This window comes from Roseibium limicola (genome assembly GCF_017313085.1).
In the GTDB taxonomy this organism is placed as follows: Bacteria; Pseudomonadota; Alphaproteobacteria; order Rhizobiales; family Stappiaceae; genus Roseibium; species Roseibium limicola.
This window is the reverse complement of the sequence record NZ_JAFLNF010000004.1, coordinates 383346-398950: the sequence shown is the minus strand read 5'-3', so window position 1 is coordinate 398950 and position 15605 is coordinate 383346. Positions and strand designations below refer to the sequence as shown.

Annotated in this window: 13 protein-coding genes; 4 read left to right on the top strand and 9 right to left on the bottom strand. The window is 60.6% G+C overall.

The features are described from left to right. Positions 1-21 precede the first annotated feature (21 nt). Together tldD and J0X15_RS11675 are read right to left on the bottom strand one after the other, a co-directional pair. Positions 22-1446 (bottom strand): metalloprotease TldD, encoded by a 1425-nt coding sequence (tldD, locus tag J0X15_RS11680; protein WP_206940845.1) that lies wholly within the window; start codon positions 1444-1446, stop codon positions 22-24. 117 nt (positions 1447-1563) lie between these two features. Next, positions 1564-1773 (bottom strand): hypothetical protein, encoded by a 210-nt coding sequence (locus J0X15_RS11675; protein ID WP_206940843.1) that lies wholly within the window; start codon positions 1771-1773, stop codon positions 1564-1566. Between the two features lie 71 nt (positions 1774-1844). Here J0X15_RS11675 and J0X15_RS11670 point away from each other — a divergent pair, with 71 nt between their 5' ends. After that, positions 1845-2066: a DUF2093 domain-containing protein gene (locus tag J0X15_RS11670; protein ID WP_408015343.1), complete on the top strand. Its 222-nt coding sequence runs from the start codon at positions 1845-1847 to the stop codon at positions 2064-2066. Positions 2067-2592: 526 nt separating this feature from the next. Here the strand turns inward: J0X15_RS11670 and lpxK are convergent. Genes lpxK through J0X15_RS11640 form a run of 6 tightly spaced genes read right to left on the bottom strand, consistent with a single transcriptional unit; the run spans position 2593 to position 8122 of the window. After that, positions 2593-3645 carry a tetraacyldisaccharide 4'-kinase gene (lpxK, locus tag J0X15_RS11665; protein ID WP_206940839.1) on the bottom strand — a complete coding sequence of 351 codons (1053 nt, stop codon included), beginning with the start codon at positions 3643-3645 and terminating at the stop codon, positions 2593-2595. Beyond that, entirely contained in the window at positions 3642-5018 is a 1377-nt protein-coding gene (locus J0X15_RS11660) for a 3-deoxy-D-manno-octulosonic acid transferase (protein ID WP_209015268.1), read from the bottom strand. The genes lpxK and J0X15_RS11660 overlap by 4 nt, the downstream gene beginning before the upstream one ends. Then, on the bottom strand, positions 4969-5667 hold the full coding sequence (locus J0X15_RS11655; RefSeq protein ID WP_206940837.1) for a lysophospholipid acyltransferase family protein: 699 nt from the start codon (positions 5665-5667) through the stop codon (positions 4969-4971). The genes J0X15_RS11660 and J0X15_RS11655 overlap by 50 nt, the downstream gene beginning before the upstream one ends. Before the next feature lie 35 nt (positions 5668-5702). Further along, on the bottom strand, positions 5703-5930 hold the full coding sequence (locus tag J0X15_RS11650) for a DUF4170 domain-containing protein (RefSeq protein WP_206940836.1): 228 nt from the start codon (positions 5928-5930) through the stop codon (positions 5703-5705). A 46-nt stretch (positions 5931-5976) separates the two neighbouring features. Next, positions 5977-6792, bottom strand: coding sequence for a 3'(2'),5'-bisphosphate nucleotidase CysQ (locus J0X15_RS11645; RefSeq protein WP_206940834.1), 816 nt, complete (start codon positions 6790-6792; stop codon positions 5977-5979). Next, complete coding sequence (locus tag J0X15_RS11640) at positions 6779-8122, bottom strand: TldD/PmbA family protein (protein WP_206940832.1); 1344 nt, start codon at positions 8120-8122, stop codon at positions 6779-6781. The genes J0X15_RS11645 and J0X15_RS11640 overlap by 14 nt, the downstream gene beginning before the upstream one ends. A 301-nt stretch (positions 8123-8423) precedes the next feature. Between J0X15_RS11640 and J0X15_RS11635 the strand changes: the two genes are divergently transcribed. Continuing rightward, entirely contained in the window at positions 8424-9020 is a 597-nt protein-coding gene (locus tag J0X15_RS11635; protein WP_206940830.1) for a DUF6101 family protein, read from the top strand. 122 nt (positions 9021-9142) lie between these two features. Here the strand turns inward: J0X15_RS11635 and ubiA are convergent, their stop codons facing one another. Further along, a complete protein-coding gene (ubiA, locus tag J0X15_RS11630; protein ID WP_206940828.1) occupies positions 9143-10087 on the bottom strand; it encodes a 4-hydroxybenzoate octaprenyltransferase in 945 nt (314 codons plus the stop codon). Between the two features lie 231 nt (positions 10088-10318). On the opposite strand from ubiA, the gene purD reads away from it, so the two are divergent. Both purD and J0X15_RS11620 read left to right on the top strand, forming a co-directional pair. Next, on the top strand, positions 10319-11596 hold the full coding sequence (gene purD / locus J0X15_RS11625) for a phosphoribosylamine--glycine ligase (protein ID WP_206940826.1): 1278 nt from the start codon (positions 10319-10321) through the stop codon (positions 11594-11596). A gap of 690 nt (positions 11597-12286) precedes the next feature. Continuing rightward, positions 12287-15418, top strand: coding sequence for a bifunctional diguanylate cyclase/phosphodiesterase (locus tag J0X15_RS11620; protein ID WP_206940824.1), 3132 nt, complete (start codon positions 12287-12289; stop codon positions 15416-15418). Positions 15419-15605: the final 187 nt, after the last annotated feature.

Here is a 15605-nt window from a genome sequence, read left to right as displayed (position 1 = left end):
ATTGCCTAATGCCTCGCGTGATCAGACCGCAGTGCCGCCCACCGTCAGGCCGTTGATGCGCAGGGAGGGCTGGCCGACGCCGACAGGAACACCCTGGCCCTGCTTGCCGCAGGTGCCCATGCCGGTGTCCAGCGCCATGTCGTTGCCGATCATCGAAATGCGGGTCAGCGCGTCCGGACCATTGCCGATCAACATCGCGCCCTTCACCGGCTCGCCGATCTTGCCGTCGCGCACCCGGTAACCTTCAGTGCAGGAGAAGACGAACTTGCCGGAGGTGATGTCGACCTGGCCACCGCCGAAGGACACCATGTAGAGGCCGTCCTTAACCGACGAGAGGATCTCATCCGGCGTATGGTTGCCATTCAGCATCAGCGTGTTGGTCATGCGCGGCATCGGAATATGGGCAAAGGACTGACGCCGGCCGTTGCCGGTGGGCTGCATGCCCATCAGCCGGGCGTTCTGCCGGTCCTGCATGTAGCCGGTGAGAATGCCGTCCTCGATCAACACGGTGCGGCCGGAAGGTGTCCCCTCGTCGTCCACCGTGATCGAGCCGCGGCGGTCCGGCAACGTGCCGTCATCGACCACGGTGACGCCCTTGGAGGCCACCTGCTGGCCCATCAGCCCGGCGAAAGCGGAGGTTTTCTTGCGGTTGAAGTCGCCTTCCAGCCCATGGCCGACCGCTTCATGCAACAGGATACCCGGCCAGCCCGGCCCCAGCACCACATCGAAAGTACCGGCAGGAGCCGGCACGGCTTCCAGATTGACGAGGGCTTGCCGCAACGCTTCATCGACGCCGGATTGCCAGACCTCGGAAGTGACGAACCGGGCAAACCCATCGCGGCCACCGCAGGAATAGGATCCGCTCTCCTGTCGGCTGTCATCACCGGCCACAACCGACACGCTGAGGCGCACCATCGGCCGTACATCCCGCACCCGGTGTCCATCGGCGCGCAGAATGTCGACCACCTGCCAGGATCCGGCAATGGTTGCCGTCACCTGGCGTACCCGGGGATCCTTGTCGCGGGCATAGGCATCGATCTGCTGCAGCAGCTTGACCTTTTCCTCGAACGACGGCGAGCCTAGCGGATTGATATCGGTGTATAGCGACTGGTTGGTGCGCGCCGGAGCCGTCGCATAAGTGCCGGAATGGCCCGACTTCACCGCCTTCACCGCGTCGGCGGCACGGGTCAGGGCGCCTTCGGAAATCTCGCCGGCATGGGCATAGCCGGCTGCTTCGCCCACAACGGAGCGCAGGCCGAACCCCTGGGCCGTGTCATAATTGGCACCCTTCAGCCGGCCGTTATCAAACACCAGCCCTTCGGATTGACGATACTCGACGAACAGCTCGCCATCATCAGCCCCTTGCAAAGCATCCGCAGTGATACGGCGCGCGGTTTCAAGGCCAAGGCCGAAGGATTCGATGAGATCGGTGCTGATATCGCTCATAGGTTTTCCTGTTTTGATGGCCTGAGGCGGCGGCACTGTCCCTGCAGAGGATGGAACTGGCCTGCAATACGCCTCCGGGCGCTCGAGCAAATGGTCGCCCCACCATATAGGAAGCCTTCAGAATTTCACCTCGCCAATTTCGGGTTTTTGTTCTGCTCCCCACAAGAGGACGGGATCGGGATCGCAAACATGATCTTCACGCAGCACCGTTCCTGATGGCGGGAAAATCGGCACAAAGCCGCTCTTGCAATCGCAATTCACAGGCTCATAGGCCGCATCGCTGCCGGGCTTGCCCTGCGGCTGCCAAATGCCTAGGATCGCGGCCACTTTTCAGTCCGTCTTCTGCACGTCTGCTGCGGACTGGCAGACGTCTCCAAACTCTCCGGTGAGCCCCCATGTTGAACCGTTTCGAAAAGCCGCAAATGCCCAGCGAAGCCCGACTGCGCTACCTCGACGGCGACTTCCAGATCGAAGTCCAGGGCACCTTCGTGCGTTGCGCCGTTACCTCCGCCGCGATTCCGCTGGATGAGCTGAAATATTGGTCGGTCGAACTGCAGGAAGCCTACGCCGACCCGGAATCATCTCTGAAGCGCTACAAAGACATCAAGGGCATCGCCTGAGCCTCCGGCGCTTTCCCTCCTCCCTCTCTCCCGTCCCCCTCGTGCTAGACCAGTGCTGTTCGGGGTTCCATGCCAATACAGCGCTCCACGCGCAGGCTTCCCGTGTCGAGACGAAACAGCGTGGATGCCATGGTCGAGCCATGGCATGACAGGTGATGGGCGGCGTCGCGGAATATGAAGGCCCAGCTTTCGTCATCCCGCACGCAGCTTCAGCGCAGATGCGGGACCGGTGAGCCGGGGCATCTCTGGGTGCATGCGAGACCAGATGGTTTCCGCCTCACCGATCCCGGCTCAACGCTGCGCTTGGCCGGGATGACGATGGCGGGGCAGCGGCTGTTATGCTGCCGCGGTTGCCGAGTTCGTCTACCTCCTCCCTCTCTCCCGTTATTCTCGGGCTTGACCCACTGCTGTTCGGAGGGCCATGCCAATCCTGCGCCTCGCGCTCAGCCTTCCGATGTCGAGAGGGAACGGCATGGATGCCATGATCAAGTCATGGCATGACGGAGAGAGACGCCGGAGCAAGGGATCAGATGGTTGAGCGGAACAGGCGGGAGCGGCGCATTTCGTTGATCAGTTCGATCAAGCGGTCTTCCTGATCGATCTCCATGCGGACGGGCAGGACCGCTGCGCGGCTGGCGAGCCAGCGGAAGATTTCGCCGTCGGCGCCGGACAGTCGCGCCATGTCCTTGGTCGTCGTCACCAGCTGCAGGTTGTCGCTTTCCGCTTCTGTCAGCAGAGCCTCGGCCTCGCTGCGGCTGAAGGAATGATGGTCCGGGAATGAGCGCTTGCGCGCCACCGACAGGCCCAGACTTTCCAGCGAGGCATAGAACTTCTCGGGTCGTCCAATGCCGGCAAAGGCGAACAGCTGCTTTCCCGTCAGCTCCAGAGCAGCCTCCGGCTGGAGCCGCGCGTGAAAGAACGGCAGACCTTTGCGCGAGGCCTGGTGGATTGCCTCGTCCGCCCCTTTCCCCTCGCCCACCACGACGAGAACATCGGTCTTGACGATCTGGGCGTTGAGCGGCGCGCGCAAGGGGCCGGCAGGAAAACACTGACCATTGCCCAGGCCGGTGTCCGCATCGACCAGAACGAGCGACAGATCCTTGCGCAGCGCCGGGTTCTGAAAGCCATCGTCCATGATCAGAACGTCGATGGCATCGTCGCCGGCTAGAGCGGCGGCAAATCGCCCGCCAGCAACCCGGTCGGCGGAAATCACGGTGGGCGCGGTCTCCGTCAGCAGCAGGGCTTCATCGCCAACATCGTCAGACCCGTGACGCGCCGGATCGACAAGCACTGGTCCACTCAAACGTCCACCATAGCCGCGCAGCAGAAATCCGGGATTGAGGCCTTCATCCTGCAGGCGTTCGGCCAGCCGCAGCGAGAACGGCGTCTTGCCGGCCCCGCCAAGAACGAAGTTGCCAATGCAGATCACCGGAAGCGAGATCTCCCCTGATGGCTTGCCCAGCATGCGGCGACCCGAGATCTGACCGTAGATCAGACCTGGTAGCGACAAGGCAAGCGACTGCCAGCTCATTCCCTTGCGCCACCAGAAGGCCGGTGCCTTGGCGAAGAACCCACTCATGAGGCGGGGTCCTCGTCAGATGTCGGCATCGGATCATACGTGCGACGGGCGTCGCCTGCCAGTGGCAGGAAATCGGCAAGAATGCGCAATGTCCGGCTCAGAGCGCCGGAGGCCTCGGCAATCACCTTCTGACCATTGGTCGCCAAGGCCCTGCGGCGCTCTTCATCGTGCAGAAGCTGCTGCACGGCAGGCCCGATCTCGTCCGGCTTGTCCAGCCGCAAGGCCGCATCAGCCTGCCACAACGCCTTATAGGTGCTGCGCGCATTGGCCACCTTCGGTCCGGTGATCAGCGCCCCGCCAGCCCGCAGGGGCTCAAGCGGATTGTGGCCACCCACGTCAGAAAAAGAACCGGCCAGAAAGATCGTCTGGCAAAGGCTGTAGAAAAGTCCCATCTCGGCGATGGTATCTCCGATATAAACCTGTGTCTCGGAGGAAATCACGCCGTTTTGACTGCGGCGCGAAAAGCTGAGGCCGCGTTCTTCGCAAAGGCGCGCCAGCTCCTCACCGCGGGCCGGATGACGTGGCACCAGCAGCAACAGAAGCTCCGGATTTTCTGTCAGAAGCCGGGCATGGGCGGCTATGGCAATGGCGTCCTCACCCGGGTGTGTCAGGGCAGCAAGCCAGGAGGCACGCCCCTCCATCTGTTCCAACAATTCAGCGCGGGCAGCAGCCTCGACAGGCAGCGGATCTCCGTCGAACTTGAGATTGCCGGGCAGACGCACATCCGGGCAGCCCAGCGCCGTCAGCCGCATGCCATCCGGCTCGCTCTGGGCCAGCGCCACGGACAGGGCGCCGAAGATCCGCGCCGAGGAGGCCGGCACCCGTGACCAGGAATTGAAGGATCTCACCGACATGCGGCCATTGACCAACCCAAGCGGGATGCCTCTGGCCGCGACAGCAAGATAGGTTGCGGGCCAGACTTCGGATTCCACCACGAGTGCAAGATCCGGCTGCCAGTGATCGAGAAAACGGTTCAGATAATCGGGGTGATCATAGCAGGCAAACTGATGCACAGCACCTTCGGGCAAGCGGCCTTGCGCCAACTCGGCAGAGGTCCGGGTGACCGTGGTCAACAGAACCTTGCGGCCATCGGCCGTCAGCGCTTCGATCAACGGCAACACCGAGGTTGTCTCGCCAACGCTCGCGGCGTGGATCCAGACCAGTGGTCCGTCAGGGCGATCGACCGAGGCCCGACCAAATCTCTCCTGCCCGCGTGAGGGATCATCCTTGCCGGACCGCTTTCGCAGCCAGTGGGTCAGTCGGATGAGAGGCCCGGCCCGGCGGGCGAGCCCCAGGTAGACAGCCAGCGGCAGCGGCAGCCGCTCACCCATGGTCTTGGCCGAGAAGCTGATAAGCCCGCCGGGTGGTGCCATTCAATCCCGCTTCCACCTGCAGGCGCGCCTGTTCCAACGCAGCATCATCGGCATCCGAAGCCACGCGGATAAGCGAACCATAGGTCATCGCGCCCTTGCCGAATGGCAAGTTGAAATTGGCCTTGTCCCAGGAGTTGATCGACAGACTGCGGCTGGTCGCCACTGATACGGGCAGAATGGGACAGCCGGAGTGGCGCGCCAGCTGCACAATGCCCAGCCCGGAAATGCGCGCCGGGCCCTTGGGCACGTCAGCTGTCATGGCAATGCTGCAGCCTGACTGAAGCGCCCGCATGGCGGCAATGAAGCCACGCAAGCCGCCGCGCTTCTTGATCTGATGCGCCTTGTGTCCACCAGAGGCCCGGATCAGGCCGATCCCGAGTTTTTCAGCAGCCACCGCATTCATCTCTCCGTCAGCCGAGCGGGAGATCATCACCTTGAACGGCCAACTCGCCGGGCGCATGAACGGCACCAGAAAATGCTGACCATGCCACATGGCAACGATCACCGGCAACTCAGGCTCAAGCGTCTCGTAGATATCCGAAGGTTCGATGATGAAACGATTGGTGCGATAAACCAGCTTGAGATAGGCAGCCAAAGCCGTGCCGATGCTCTTCAGCACAAGAGGGTGGCGTCCAATTTTCTTGAGCATCGGCTATCGTCCGCTACAGCGTTCCGGAATGCCGGTCAGGCGTCGGTAGGTTGCGTCAACAGGCTTTCCAGGTTGACGAGAAAATAGCGCATGTGCGCGTTATCGACGGTGGACTGGGCCTTGGCTTTCCATGCAGCATAGGCATCGTCGTGGGACTGGAACATGCCCACGACGTCCATGGCCTGAACATCGCGGAAGGTCATGCCTTCCGGGCTTTCCAGCTCGCCACCGAACACCAGATAAAGGGGCTGTGCATCACTCATCGTGTGTCTTCCTCGCAGTCAGGGTCAAATTAGCTTGGGAGGCCGATCAGCCGACCTGCTCCGAAAGAACGGCACGGGCGGGATCGACAAGTTGAAGCGGCGCGGCCAGAAGTGCCGGGTGCCGGGTTGAGCGTTGATTGTACATCAAACCTGCCCCGGTAAAGTCTGTCAGTCTCCCGCCTGCTTCCTGCACCAAAAGATCGGCGGCTGCAAGATCCCAGTCGTTGGCGTTGGGGCGGGCTGCGGCAACATCCACACGTCCCACTGCAACCATGGCGATCCGGTAGGCCAGCGAGCGCAGGTTTTCGCTGCGCTCAAAGCCAGCCGCCTGAACACCGGCATTGGCAACAATGGAATGCGGCCCGGTCAGGCTTGCGCCTTGGACGCTCGGCCTGTCGGAGGCCTGAATCGGCGCACCATTCAGGGTGACGCCAAGACCGCGTGCGGCCAGAAACATCTCATCCCGCACAGGACAGAAGACAGCCCCGGTCTGCGGCATGCCGTCTTCCACCACCGCCAGCGCAATGGTCCATTCCTCGCCACCGGCCAGAAAAGCGCGGGTGCCGTCGATCGGGTCGACGATGAAAGCCCGTGACCGCGACAATCGGTCCGGCGTGTCAGCTGTTTCTTCCGACAGCCAGCCATAGTCGGGGCGCGCCCTCAGCAGCACCTCGGCCAACAACTTGTCGACTGCCAGATCGGCCTCGGACACCGGCGACTTGCCTTCCTTTAGCCAATTGCGTGGATCCCGGCCGAAATAGCCCAGCGCCAGCGCACCCGCTTGTCGGGCGGCCCCTTCCAGGAGCGCCAGATCGGCCTTCAGATCCGCAATCTGCGCCTCAGTGCGATCAGCTTCCGGCAAGTGCCATCCCTTCAATCAGGATGGAAGGGGTGGCGACCGCATAGCGGTTGTCCAGATCACTCGCCGGGATCAAACGGCGGAACATGTCTTTCAGATTGCCAGCGATGGTAATCTCGCTGACCGCCTGCACTGGTTCGCCGTTCTCAATCAGATAGCCGGCAGCACCGCGGGAGTAATCGCCCGTGACGCCGTTGACACCATGACCGCTAAGATCAGTGACCAGCAGGCCATTGCCCATCTCGAGCATGATCTCTTCCAGCGACTTCTCCCCCGGTAGCAGGGTCAGGTTGGTCGCGCCGGGTACCGTGCCCGAACCACCGCGATGGGCACGGCCATTTGGTGACAGGCCGAGTTCACGCGCTGTCGCGCCATCGAGGAACCAATGCTGCAGAACGCCGGCCTCGACCATGTTCAGCTTTTCCGCGCGCGCGCCTTCGCCGTCAAAAGGCCGGGTAGCGCCGCCACGCGGCTTGAAAGGGTCATCAACGATGGAGATGTGCTCGCCGAAGATCTGCTCATTCATCTTGTCGCGCAGGAAGCTGGTCTTGCGGGCAATCGACGATCCGTTCACCGCGCCGGCGAAATGCCCCAGCAGGGAGCGGGCAGCGCGCGATTCATAGACAACATCAACGGTGCGCGTGCTGATCTTGACCGGGTTCAGGCGTCGCACGGCGCGTTCGCCTGCGCGGCGGCCGATATCTGCCGGGTCCGCCATGTCTTCAAAGAAGGAGCGGGAATCGAAGTCGTAGTCACGCTCCATGCCCGTGCCCTCGCCGGCGACTGCCATGGCTGACAGTCCGTGGCGCGAGGCCAGGTAGGAGCCAGAGAAGCCGTGACTTGTTGCCAGAACCATGCCGCCGAGACGCCAGGACGCCCCTGCACCGCCGGACTTGCTGACACCGGAGACCGCCAGAGCCGCGGCCTCGGCTTGCCGCGCAAGCTCTGCCAGCTGATCGGCTGAGACGGGCTCCGGGTCCAGAAGGTCAAGCTTGGGGAAGGTGCGCACAAGGCGGCTCTCTTCCGCCAGACCGGAATAGGGATCTTCCGGGGTGACCCGTGCCATGGCAACAGCGCGCTCCGCCATCCCGGCGAAGTCATCCAGGCCATTGGAGGACACAGATGCGGTACGATTGCCGACGAACACCCGCAAGGTCACATCATCGCCTTCAGCACGGTCTGTTTCCTCGACCTTGCCGTCGCGCACATCCACAGACAAGGAAACGCCCGTGGCAGCGACCACATCGCAGGCGTCGGCGCCTGCAGCCTTGGCAGCTGCCACCATGCGCTCGGCGCGGGATTCAAGATCGCTCAGGTCAATCTGCTCGGTCATCGACAAAGGTCTCCTCAGGTTCCGCTCTGTTTAGGACGGCTTGCGGCATGCGGCAAGGGCGGCCGCACCGCAGCAGACAATAACGACAGGCGGGGAAGTGGCCGTCCAGCAGCCATCATCAAGGTAGGGATCCAGCACAGTAAAGGCAAGGTAAAGACCCTAGTTATGATTGGGTAACCCTCTTTAAAATCACAGTTTTTTAACTGTAACTGTTAAGCGTCTACGCACTTTCCCCAGTTAGGTTAAATCCTATTCGCGAGACCTCATCATAAAAACCAAGCAGGTCCGACGGAGAGGCAAATTGGGACGTCAAACAGCAACTGACAGGACCATCGGCATCGGGGCGGGTGTGCAGCGCACACTCGACCCCGGCTGTCTACCGGTCCGATTTGAAAGTCATCTCGCCATGGAAGGCGCACGGGCCGGGCAAGCCAACCGCTGTGAAGTGGTGCTGAGCAACCGGGACGTGACAATCAGCACACATAACGGACCCGCAAACGGTTCCGTTGTCGTGCCGATCCAGTCCTTTGCAGGCGTCATGGTGCAGATCACTCCTGGCATCACTCCGGGCTGCGTCACCGCGCGGCTCGTTCTGAAACATTTCGACCCGGCGTTGTCCGTCGTTCTGATCGAGACCGATCAGCCCGAAGGACTGGCCCTGAGCTGGCCTGCATGGGCTGAATCGCTCAACCTTCCCATGCTGGTGTGCGACACCGGCGGCAGCGTGAAGCCGATTGAGGCCTTCAGCGCCAAGCCCAAATCACCCCCGGCCCCACGACGGAAGATGGCCCTGCTCACCGGCAGGCGTCCACGCTTTCTGGTGCGTCGCCGTTGCGGCTCAAAGGATCGCGCCCAGGTGGTGTATCGCGGCGAGCGGGAATTGATCTCCCGCACCTGATCGGGCACCGGGAAAGGTCATGCCGAACGTTGGTTTTCCATCATGTTCGGACCAAAAAAGCGGCCCCGTGAGGCCGCTTTTTTGTTATCCCAAAGACAATGAAGACAAGTCTTCCGATACGGTTACATCCAGATGATGAAGGCATCCAGCGCAAAGCCGCCGAAGATGATCCAGCCGTAAAGCGTATTGGAGCGGAACAGCTTCAGGCACTGGTCCGGGTCGTCAATGTCGAGCACCAGACCCTGCCATGCCAAATGCAAGGCGCCGAGCAACAGTCCGGCAAAAGCTGCTGGACCGGCATCCGCCAGGCTCGCAGCAAGGCCGAAGAGCAGTGTGGCCAGCAAGTACAGGCCGAAGATCGCAGGCTTTGTGAAGATGCCAAACAAGCGTGCCGTGGATTTGACCCCGACCACTGCGTCGTCTTCCTTGTCCTGATGGGCATAGATGGTGTCATACCCGATGGTCCAGGCGATGCCGCCCAGATACAGCACGACCGGCGCCCAGCTCAAGGAACCGAACACGGCAGCCCAGCCCATCAACGCGCCCCAGGAAAAGGCAAGCCCGAGAAAGAACTGCGGCCAATAGGTAATCCGCTTCATATACGGATAGATCGCCACAGGGATCAGCGAAGCAACGCCCAGGCAGACCGTGAACCAGTTGAACTGCAGCAGCACCAGAAGGCCGATCACCGCCTGCAGCACCAGAAATGCCTTGGCCTGGGTTCGACTGACCTGTCCCGCCGGGATTGGACGAGAGCGAGTGCGCTCGACCTGAGCGTCAATATCCTCGTCAATCAGGTCGTTGTAGGTGCAGCCAGCGCCACGCATGGCAACTGCCCCGATCAGGAACAGTCCCAGATACCAGGGATTGGGGAAAGGTCGCTCGGCTGCGATCGCCGCAAGGGCCACCGACCACCAGCAGGGCCACAGCAGCAGCCACCAGCCGATGGGGCGTTCCCATCGGGCGAGGCGCGCATAGGGTCGCGCCCAGGCGGGCAGATGAGTATCGACCCAGTGGCGTTTGACCGCATCGGCCACGGGTCCGGTGTCTTTGGTGCCGAAAAACATGCATTCGCTTTAACGTGAACCGCGCCCGGATGCGAGGGACTTTTTCAACTTTACGCCGCGGGTAAACGCTGCGCCGGGCTTTCGGCAACTTCGAGACGAGCCCCGCAACACTCACCTGCAGATTGTTTGCTGAGGCTTGCCATGCTAGATGCGCGCCAAGAGACCCGTATCCGCCTTCAAGACGCTGGTTCCCGCACCAGCCGTCCGTCAACTCTGGAAAGACGACGCGTCATGAACATCCTTCTCATCGGTTCCGGTGGCCGCGAGCATGCCCTCGCCTGGGCGATCAGCAATTCTCCTCTGGTCGAAACGCTTTATGCTGCTCCGGGCAACGCCGGTGTTGCTGACGTGGCGCAGCTCGTCGACCTCGATGTAAGCGATCATGCCGCTGTCATCGCCTTTTGCGGCGCGAACAACGTGACCTTTGTGGTCATCGGTCCGGAAGCGCCGCTGGTGGCCGGACTGGCCGACGATCTGGCCGCAGCCGGCATCAAGGCCTTTGGCCCAAGCCAGGCCGGCGCCCAGTTGGAAGGATCCAAGGCCTTCACCAAGGGCGTGTGCGATGAAGCCGGCATTCCGACAGCCGCCTATGGTCGCTTTGCCGACAAGGACGCAGCTCTTGCCTATGTGCGCCAACAGGGCGCGCCGATTGTCGTTAAGGCAGATGGTCTCGCAGCCGGTAAGGGCGTTGTGGTCGCTCTCGCTCTCGAAGAAGCGTTGGAAGCAGTCGAAGCCTGCTTTGAGGGCAGCTTTGGCGCAGCTGGTGCGGAAGTGGTGATCGAAGAGTATCTGGAAGGCGAAGAAGCCAGCTTCTTCGTCCTGTCCGACGGCACACACGGCCTGCCCCTGGCGACTGCGCAGGACCACAAGCGGGCTTTTGATGGCGACGAAGGCCCGAACACCGGTGGAATGGGTGCCTATTCCCCCGCTCCGGTCATGACCGATGCACTGATTGAGCAAACGATCCAGGAGATCATCACTCCGACGATTGCCACGATGGCCAAACGCGGCACCCCGTTCAAGGGCGTTCTCTATGCTGGATTGATGCTGACAAAAGACGGCCCGAAGCTGATCGAATACAACACCCGCTTTGGCGATCCCGAATGTCAGGTCCTGATGCTGCGGCTGAAAGACGATATCGTCACCCTGATGCTGGCGTCCGCCGATGGCACTCTCGACAAGGTTAGTGCGCGCTGGCACGACGATGTGGCTCTCACAGTGGTGATGGCCGCCAATGGCTATCCGGGCTCCTATGACAAGGGCACCGAGATCCGCGGTCTTGCAGACGCGGCCAACGATCCGGACGTCGAGATTTTCCATGCCGGCACCAAAGCAGTCGACGGCAAGGTGGTGGCAAACGGCGGCCGCGTGCTCAATGTGACCGCCCGTGCCAAAACCGTGCGAGAGGCCCAGGCCAAGGCCTATGAAGCAATTGCCAAGATCGACTGGCCGGAAGGCTTCTGCCGGAAAGACATCGGCTGGCGCGCCTTGGAAAAAGAGGCGCAATAACGCCTGCAGACCCCGGGGATGGAAAGCGTAGTTTCTATACCCAGAGACACAGAACCGATGGTGCGGATGTGATTTTCACCCTGCTCCGCCGGTTTTTATGCGTCAGCGGCAGATGAATTATGCGCATTTTGGCCGCGATCACACTCTTCTGCTCCAAATAATTTCACGCCCATAACAAAAAACACGATTTTCAGTGCTTTAATTCATGAAATTCAGAATTAAGGACAAATCGTCGCTCCCAAACGCGATTTAATTTATTCATGACGTAACGTAAGCATCCTTCAAATAACCTCCAAGATCTTTACCTGGCCATCACTCTGGGGCCAATCTTGTCAATTCGCCTATCTCAAAACAGAGTTTTTTATAAAAATACTGAGTTAATACATTCCAACCTGAACGAAGATTGAAAGGAACACTTAGGGGATTACACCTATTTTTCAAGAGAAAACGTTCCAACAATTCAAAACACATTAACTCGACACCCTTAAACTACCTATTATCGATGATTGAAACGTTAGGTCATCTTTCCGGTGGACAATTTTTACAATGAATAAACTTTCATGAACGACGATGGAGACCGGTCGCACCCCAAGCCTGCGCGCGGAGACACTTTTGGCTCAACGAGATTCCTACTCGAATTCGCAGACACCTCCCTCCCGGGAGGGGAAATCGTACGCGCATAAATCCAGGTTGCTACGCTGGAGTGAGGGTGGGCGCGAGATCGCACGCCCGCTGAAGACCGTGTTCATTTCGTTCTTCCTCCTAACCGTCGGCGGGCTTGTCCTGCATTCTGCTGTGGTCAACTACACCCACTTGCGGGAAGACCTTCAGAATCAGAGTGAAAATGCCGAAAAATTCCTGCTGCGCCAGGAAGAACTGGGAACCCGAGGCCTCGAACAGGCACTGACGACGCTGACACAGCAGAATGCCTTATTTGATGCGGCCAACTACCGCCGGCGGGATCTGGTCGCGGCGAAAGTCAACGCCCTCTTCGCAGAAATGAAGGGCGACCAACGGGTGACAGAGTTCACCGTTTACGGCCCCGACCTGATTCCCATCGCCCGCGGACACGATGTCTCCGGATATCCAGCAGTCAACCGCTCCAGCCTGATCGAAACCGCGGTTGCCAGCGGTAAAGTAGCGCGCGGCCTCGAGCTGGGCGAGTTTTACACGCCGGTGGTCGCTGCGGTGCGCCCCTATTTTGATGCCAACGGCAAGCTGGTTGCAGTGATCCGGCTGGCCATGAGCTTCGAAGTTCCGCTCCGGTTCATCGGCGAAACCCTGGCGCTTGATCTGGTCGAAGTACTGCCGGCATCCATTGTGCGGCCTCATATCGCCAAAACCATAGAATCCTGGGACTTGCGAAACACCCTGGCCTCCCGCTCGGCCAGGCCAGAGTTCCATCTCTCCCCGCCCCTGTTGGAATGGGCCAGAACCTCCCGCTATGACAACAGCCGCGGCTCCCTCATCCGCGACGGGAAAAGGCTGCGAATGGTGCGGGCCATCACCCGCCCACTTGCAGACAAGAGCACTTTTCTGGACATCCTGATCATCAAGGATGTCACCCCTCACATCACCAGCTTTGTAAGCCGCATCCTGATCGGATTGGCGCTGGCGACCCTGCTCGCCCTCGTTGCCGGTTTTATTGCCTTTCGGATGATCCAGAAACTGCAGGCCACCGTTGCCGCCGCTCATGATGAGCTGGAGCGCGCGGTCGCAGCCAAGACCAAGGCTCTGAAAGACAGCGAAAGCCGCCTTCTGGAAGCCCAGAGGATTACTTCGCTGGGAAGCTGGGAACGTAATCTGCGCACCAATGAACACCATTGGTCGGAGGAAATGTACCGGATCACCGGACTGCCGCAAAACCTGAGCACCGATGCCGCCTACGCCGCCTTGCGCCGCATGAGCCCCGAAGCCGAGATGCAACGGATCAAACGGGTCCAGGCACAGGCGATCAAGACCTGCGGTACATTCGACTATCGCTACCAGTTCAAGCGCGGCGACGGCCAGACCCGCACCTTGCACGTTCTCGGCTACGTCATGGCAGGCGAAGACAGCCAGCCGGAATGGATCATCGGCACAACGCATGATGTGACCGAGCAATATAACGCCATGGAAGAAGGCCGCTGGCTGTCGGAGATCCTGGAAGCATCTCTGAATGAAATCTATGTGGTCGACGCTGAAACCCTTACGTTCGATCACGCCAATGCCTGCGCTCTGGTCAACCTCCAGTACGGCATGGAGGAACTGATCGGCCTGCGCATGGAAGACATTCTCGCCGACGAGAATGGCGCCACCAGCACCATCGACCTGGCGCCCCTGCTCAATGGCGAAACCCAACTGCACCGGTTCAACGGCCTGCATCGGCGCAAGGACGGGACGGTTTATCCGGTCGAGACCCACATTCAAATCCACAGTGCCGGGGGACGCCGTTTTGTCGTCGCGATCTGTAATGACATCAGCGAACGGGTTGCGCGCGAAAAGGAAACACTGCTTGCCCGCAGCAGAGCAGAGCGGCTGGCTTATTTCGATGCCCTGACCAACCTGCCCAATCGCGCCGCCTGTCAGCGCGATGCCTTGATCCGCTTCAATTCCGATAGCCCCAATTTGCCCGCTTTCCTGCTGCATCTTGATATCGACAACTTCAAGCGCATCAACGACACGCTGGGCCACAGCGCCGGAGACGCCTGCCTGGAGGACACCGGAGAGCGCCTGCGGCTTTGCTGTGCCGGCCTGGGAACAGCCTATCGTTGGGGCGGCGACGAGTTCGTCATCATCGCCCAAGACGATGACAGCGATCTGGAAGAACTTTGCGAGCGACTGAAACTCGTGATGCGCGCGCCGATGGAGTACGACGGCCAGCAGATCTGGCCTTCCGTCAGTATCGGCGCGGCACGCAGCCCGGAAGACGGAACCGATTTTGACCAGCTTCTGGTGAAAGCCGACCTGGCGCTTTACAATTCCAAGGACCTGGGCAAGGACCGCTGGACCTGCTTTACCGGCGATCTGAAAGAAAGCAGTGACCAGGAGGCAACGCTCGAACTCGATCTGCGCCGCGCCATCCGCTCGGACGAGTTTTTCCTCGTGTACCAGCCTCAGGTCAATCTGCGCACACAGGAAGTCACCGGAATCGAAGCCCTGGTGCGGTGGCAACACCCGACCCGTGGCGTGCTGTCACCCGGTGTGTTCCTGCCGGTTATCGAAAAGACCAATCTGGCAGCTCCCCTCGGTCAGATGGTGATCGACAAGGCGGTGAAGGCCGCCAGTGAGCTGGAGAAGATGAACGTCGACTTCTGTCGCATGGCGGTCAATCTGTCGCCCTCGCACCTGAAGTCCGGGCTGCTGATGAACGACTTCATCGACGCCATGACGCGTCACGGCGTAACGCCGGACAAGCTGAAGGCAGAAGTTCTGGAATCGGTGTTCCTGGACGAAACCAGCAATCACAATGCGCTGTTGTTGCAAGAGCTGCATGATCTGGGACTGCATATCGAACTTGACGATTTCGGCACCGGCTTTGCCTCGTTGACCCATGTGGCCGATCTCCCGATCAACGGCTTGAAGATCGACCGGTCATTCACAGCCAAGCTGCTGACTGACCAGAAGAAGGAAATTGTCATCAACCACCTGATCCACCTTGCCCGCTCGCTCGACATCAATGTCGTGTGCGAAGGCGTGGAAACGGATGCGCAGTTCGACCGACTGCGGATGATGGGCAACTTCTCGGTTCAGGGCTATCTGATCGCGCGGCCGATGACCTTCGATCACCTAACCGATTGGCTGGCATCGGTTCAGGGAGACATTGCCTTCAACGGCGTCTGACCCCCTCTTCATCGCGGCAATCGGGCCCAGCTGTCTCATGGTGGGCCCGAGCTGTCTCGAACCCGGCCATAAGTTCTCAAGACACTAGGAAAACCCCTCCAGAAACCTTAGGTGTGGAAGACGACGAGGCAGATGCCTCGAGCGGACGACCCCGGCTGGCTTACAGCGCCTCATGAGGAGGTTCTCG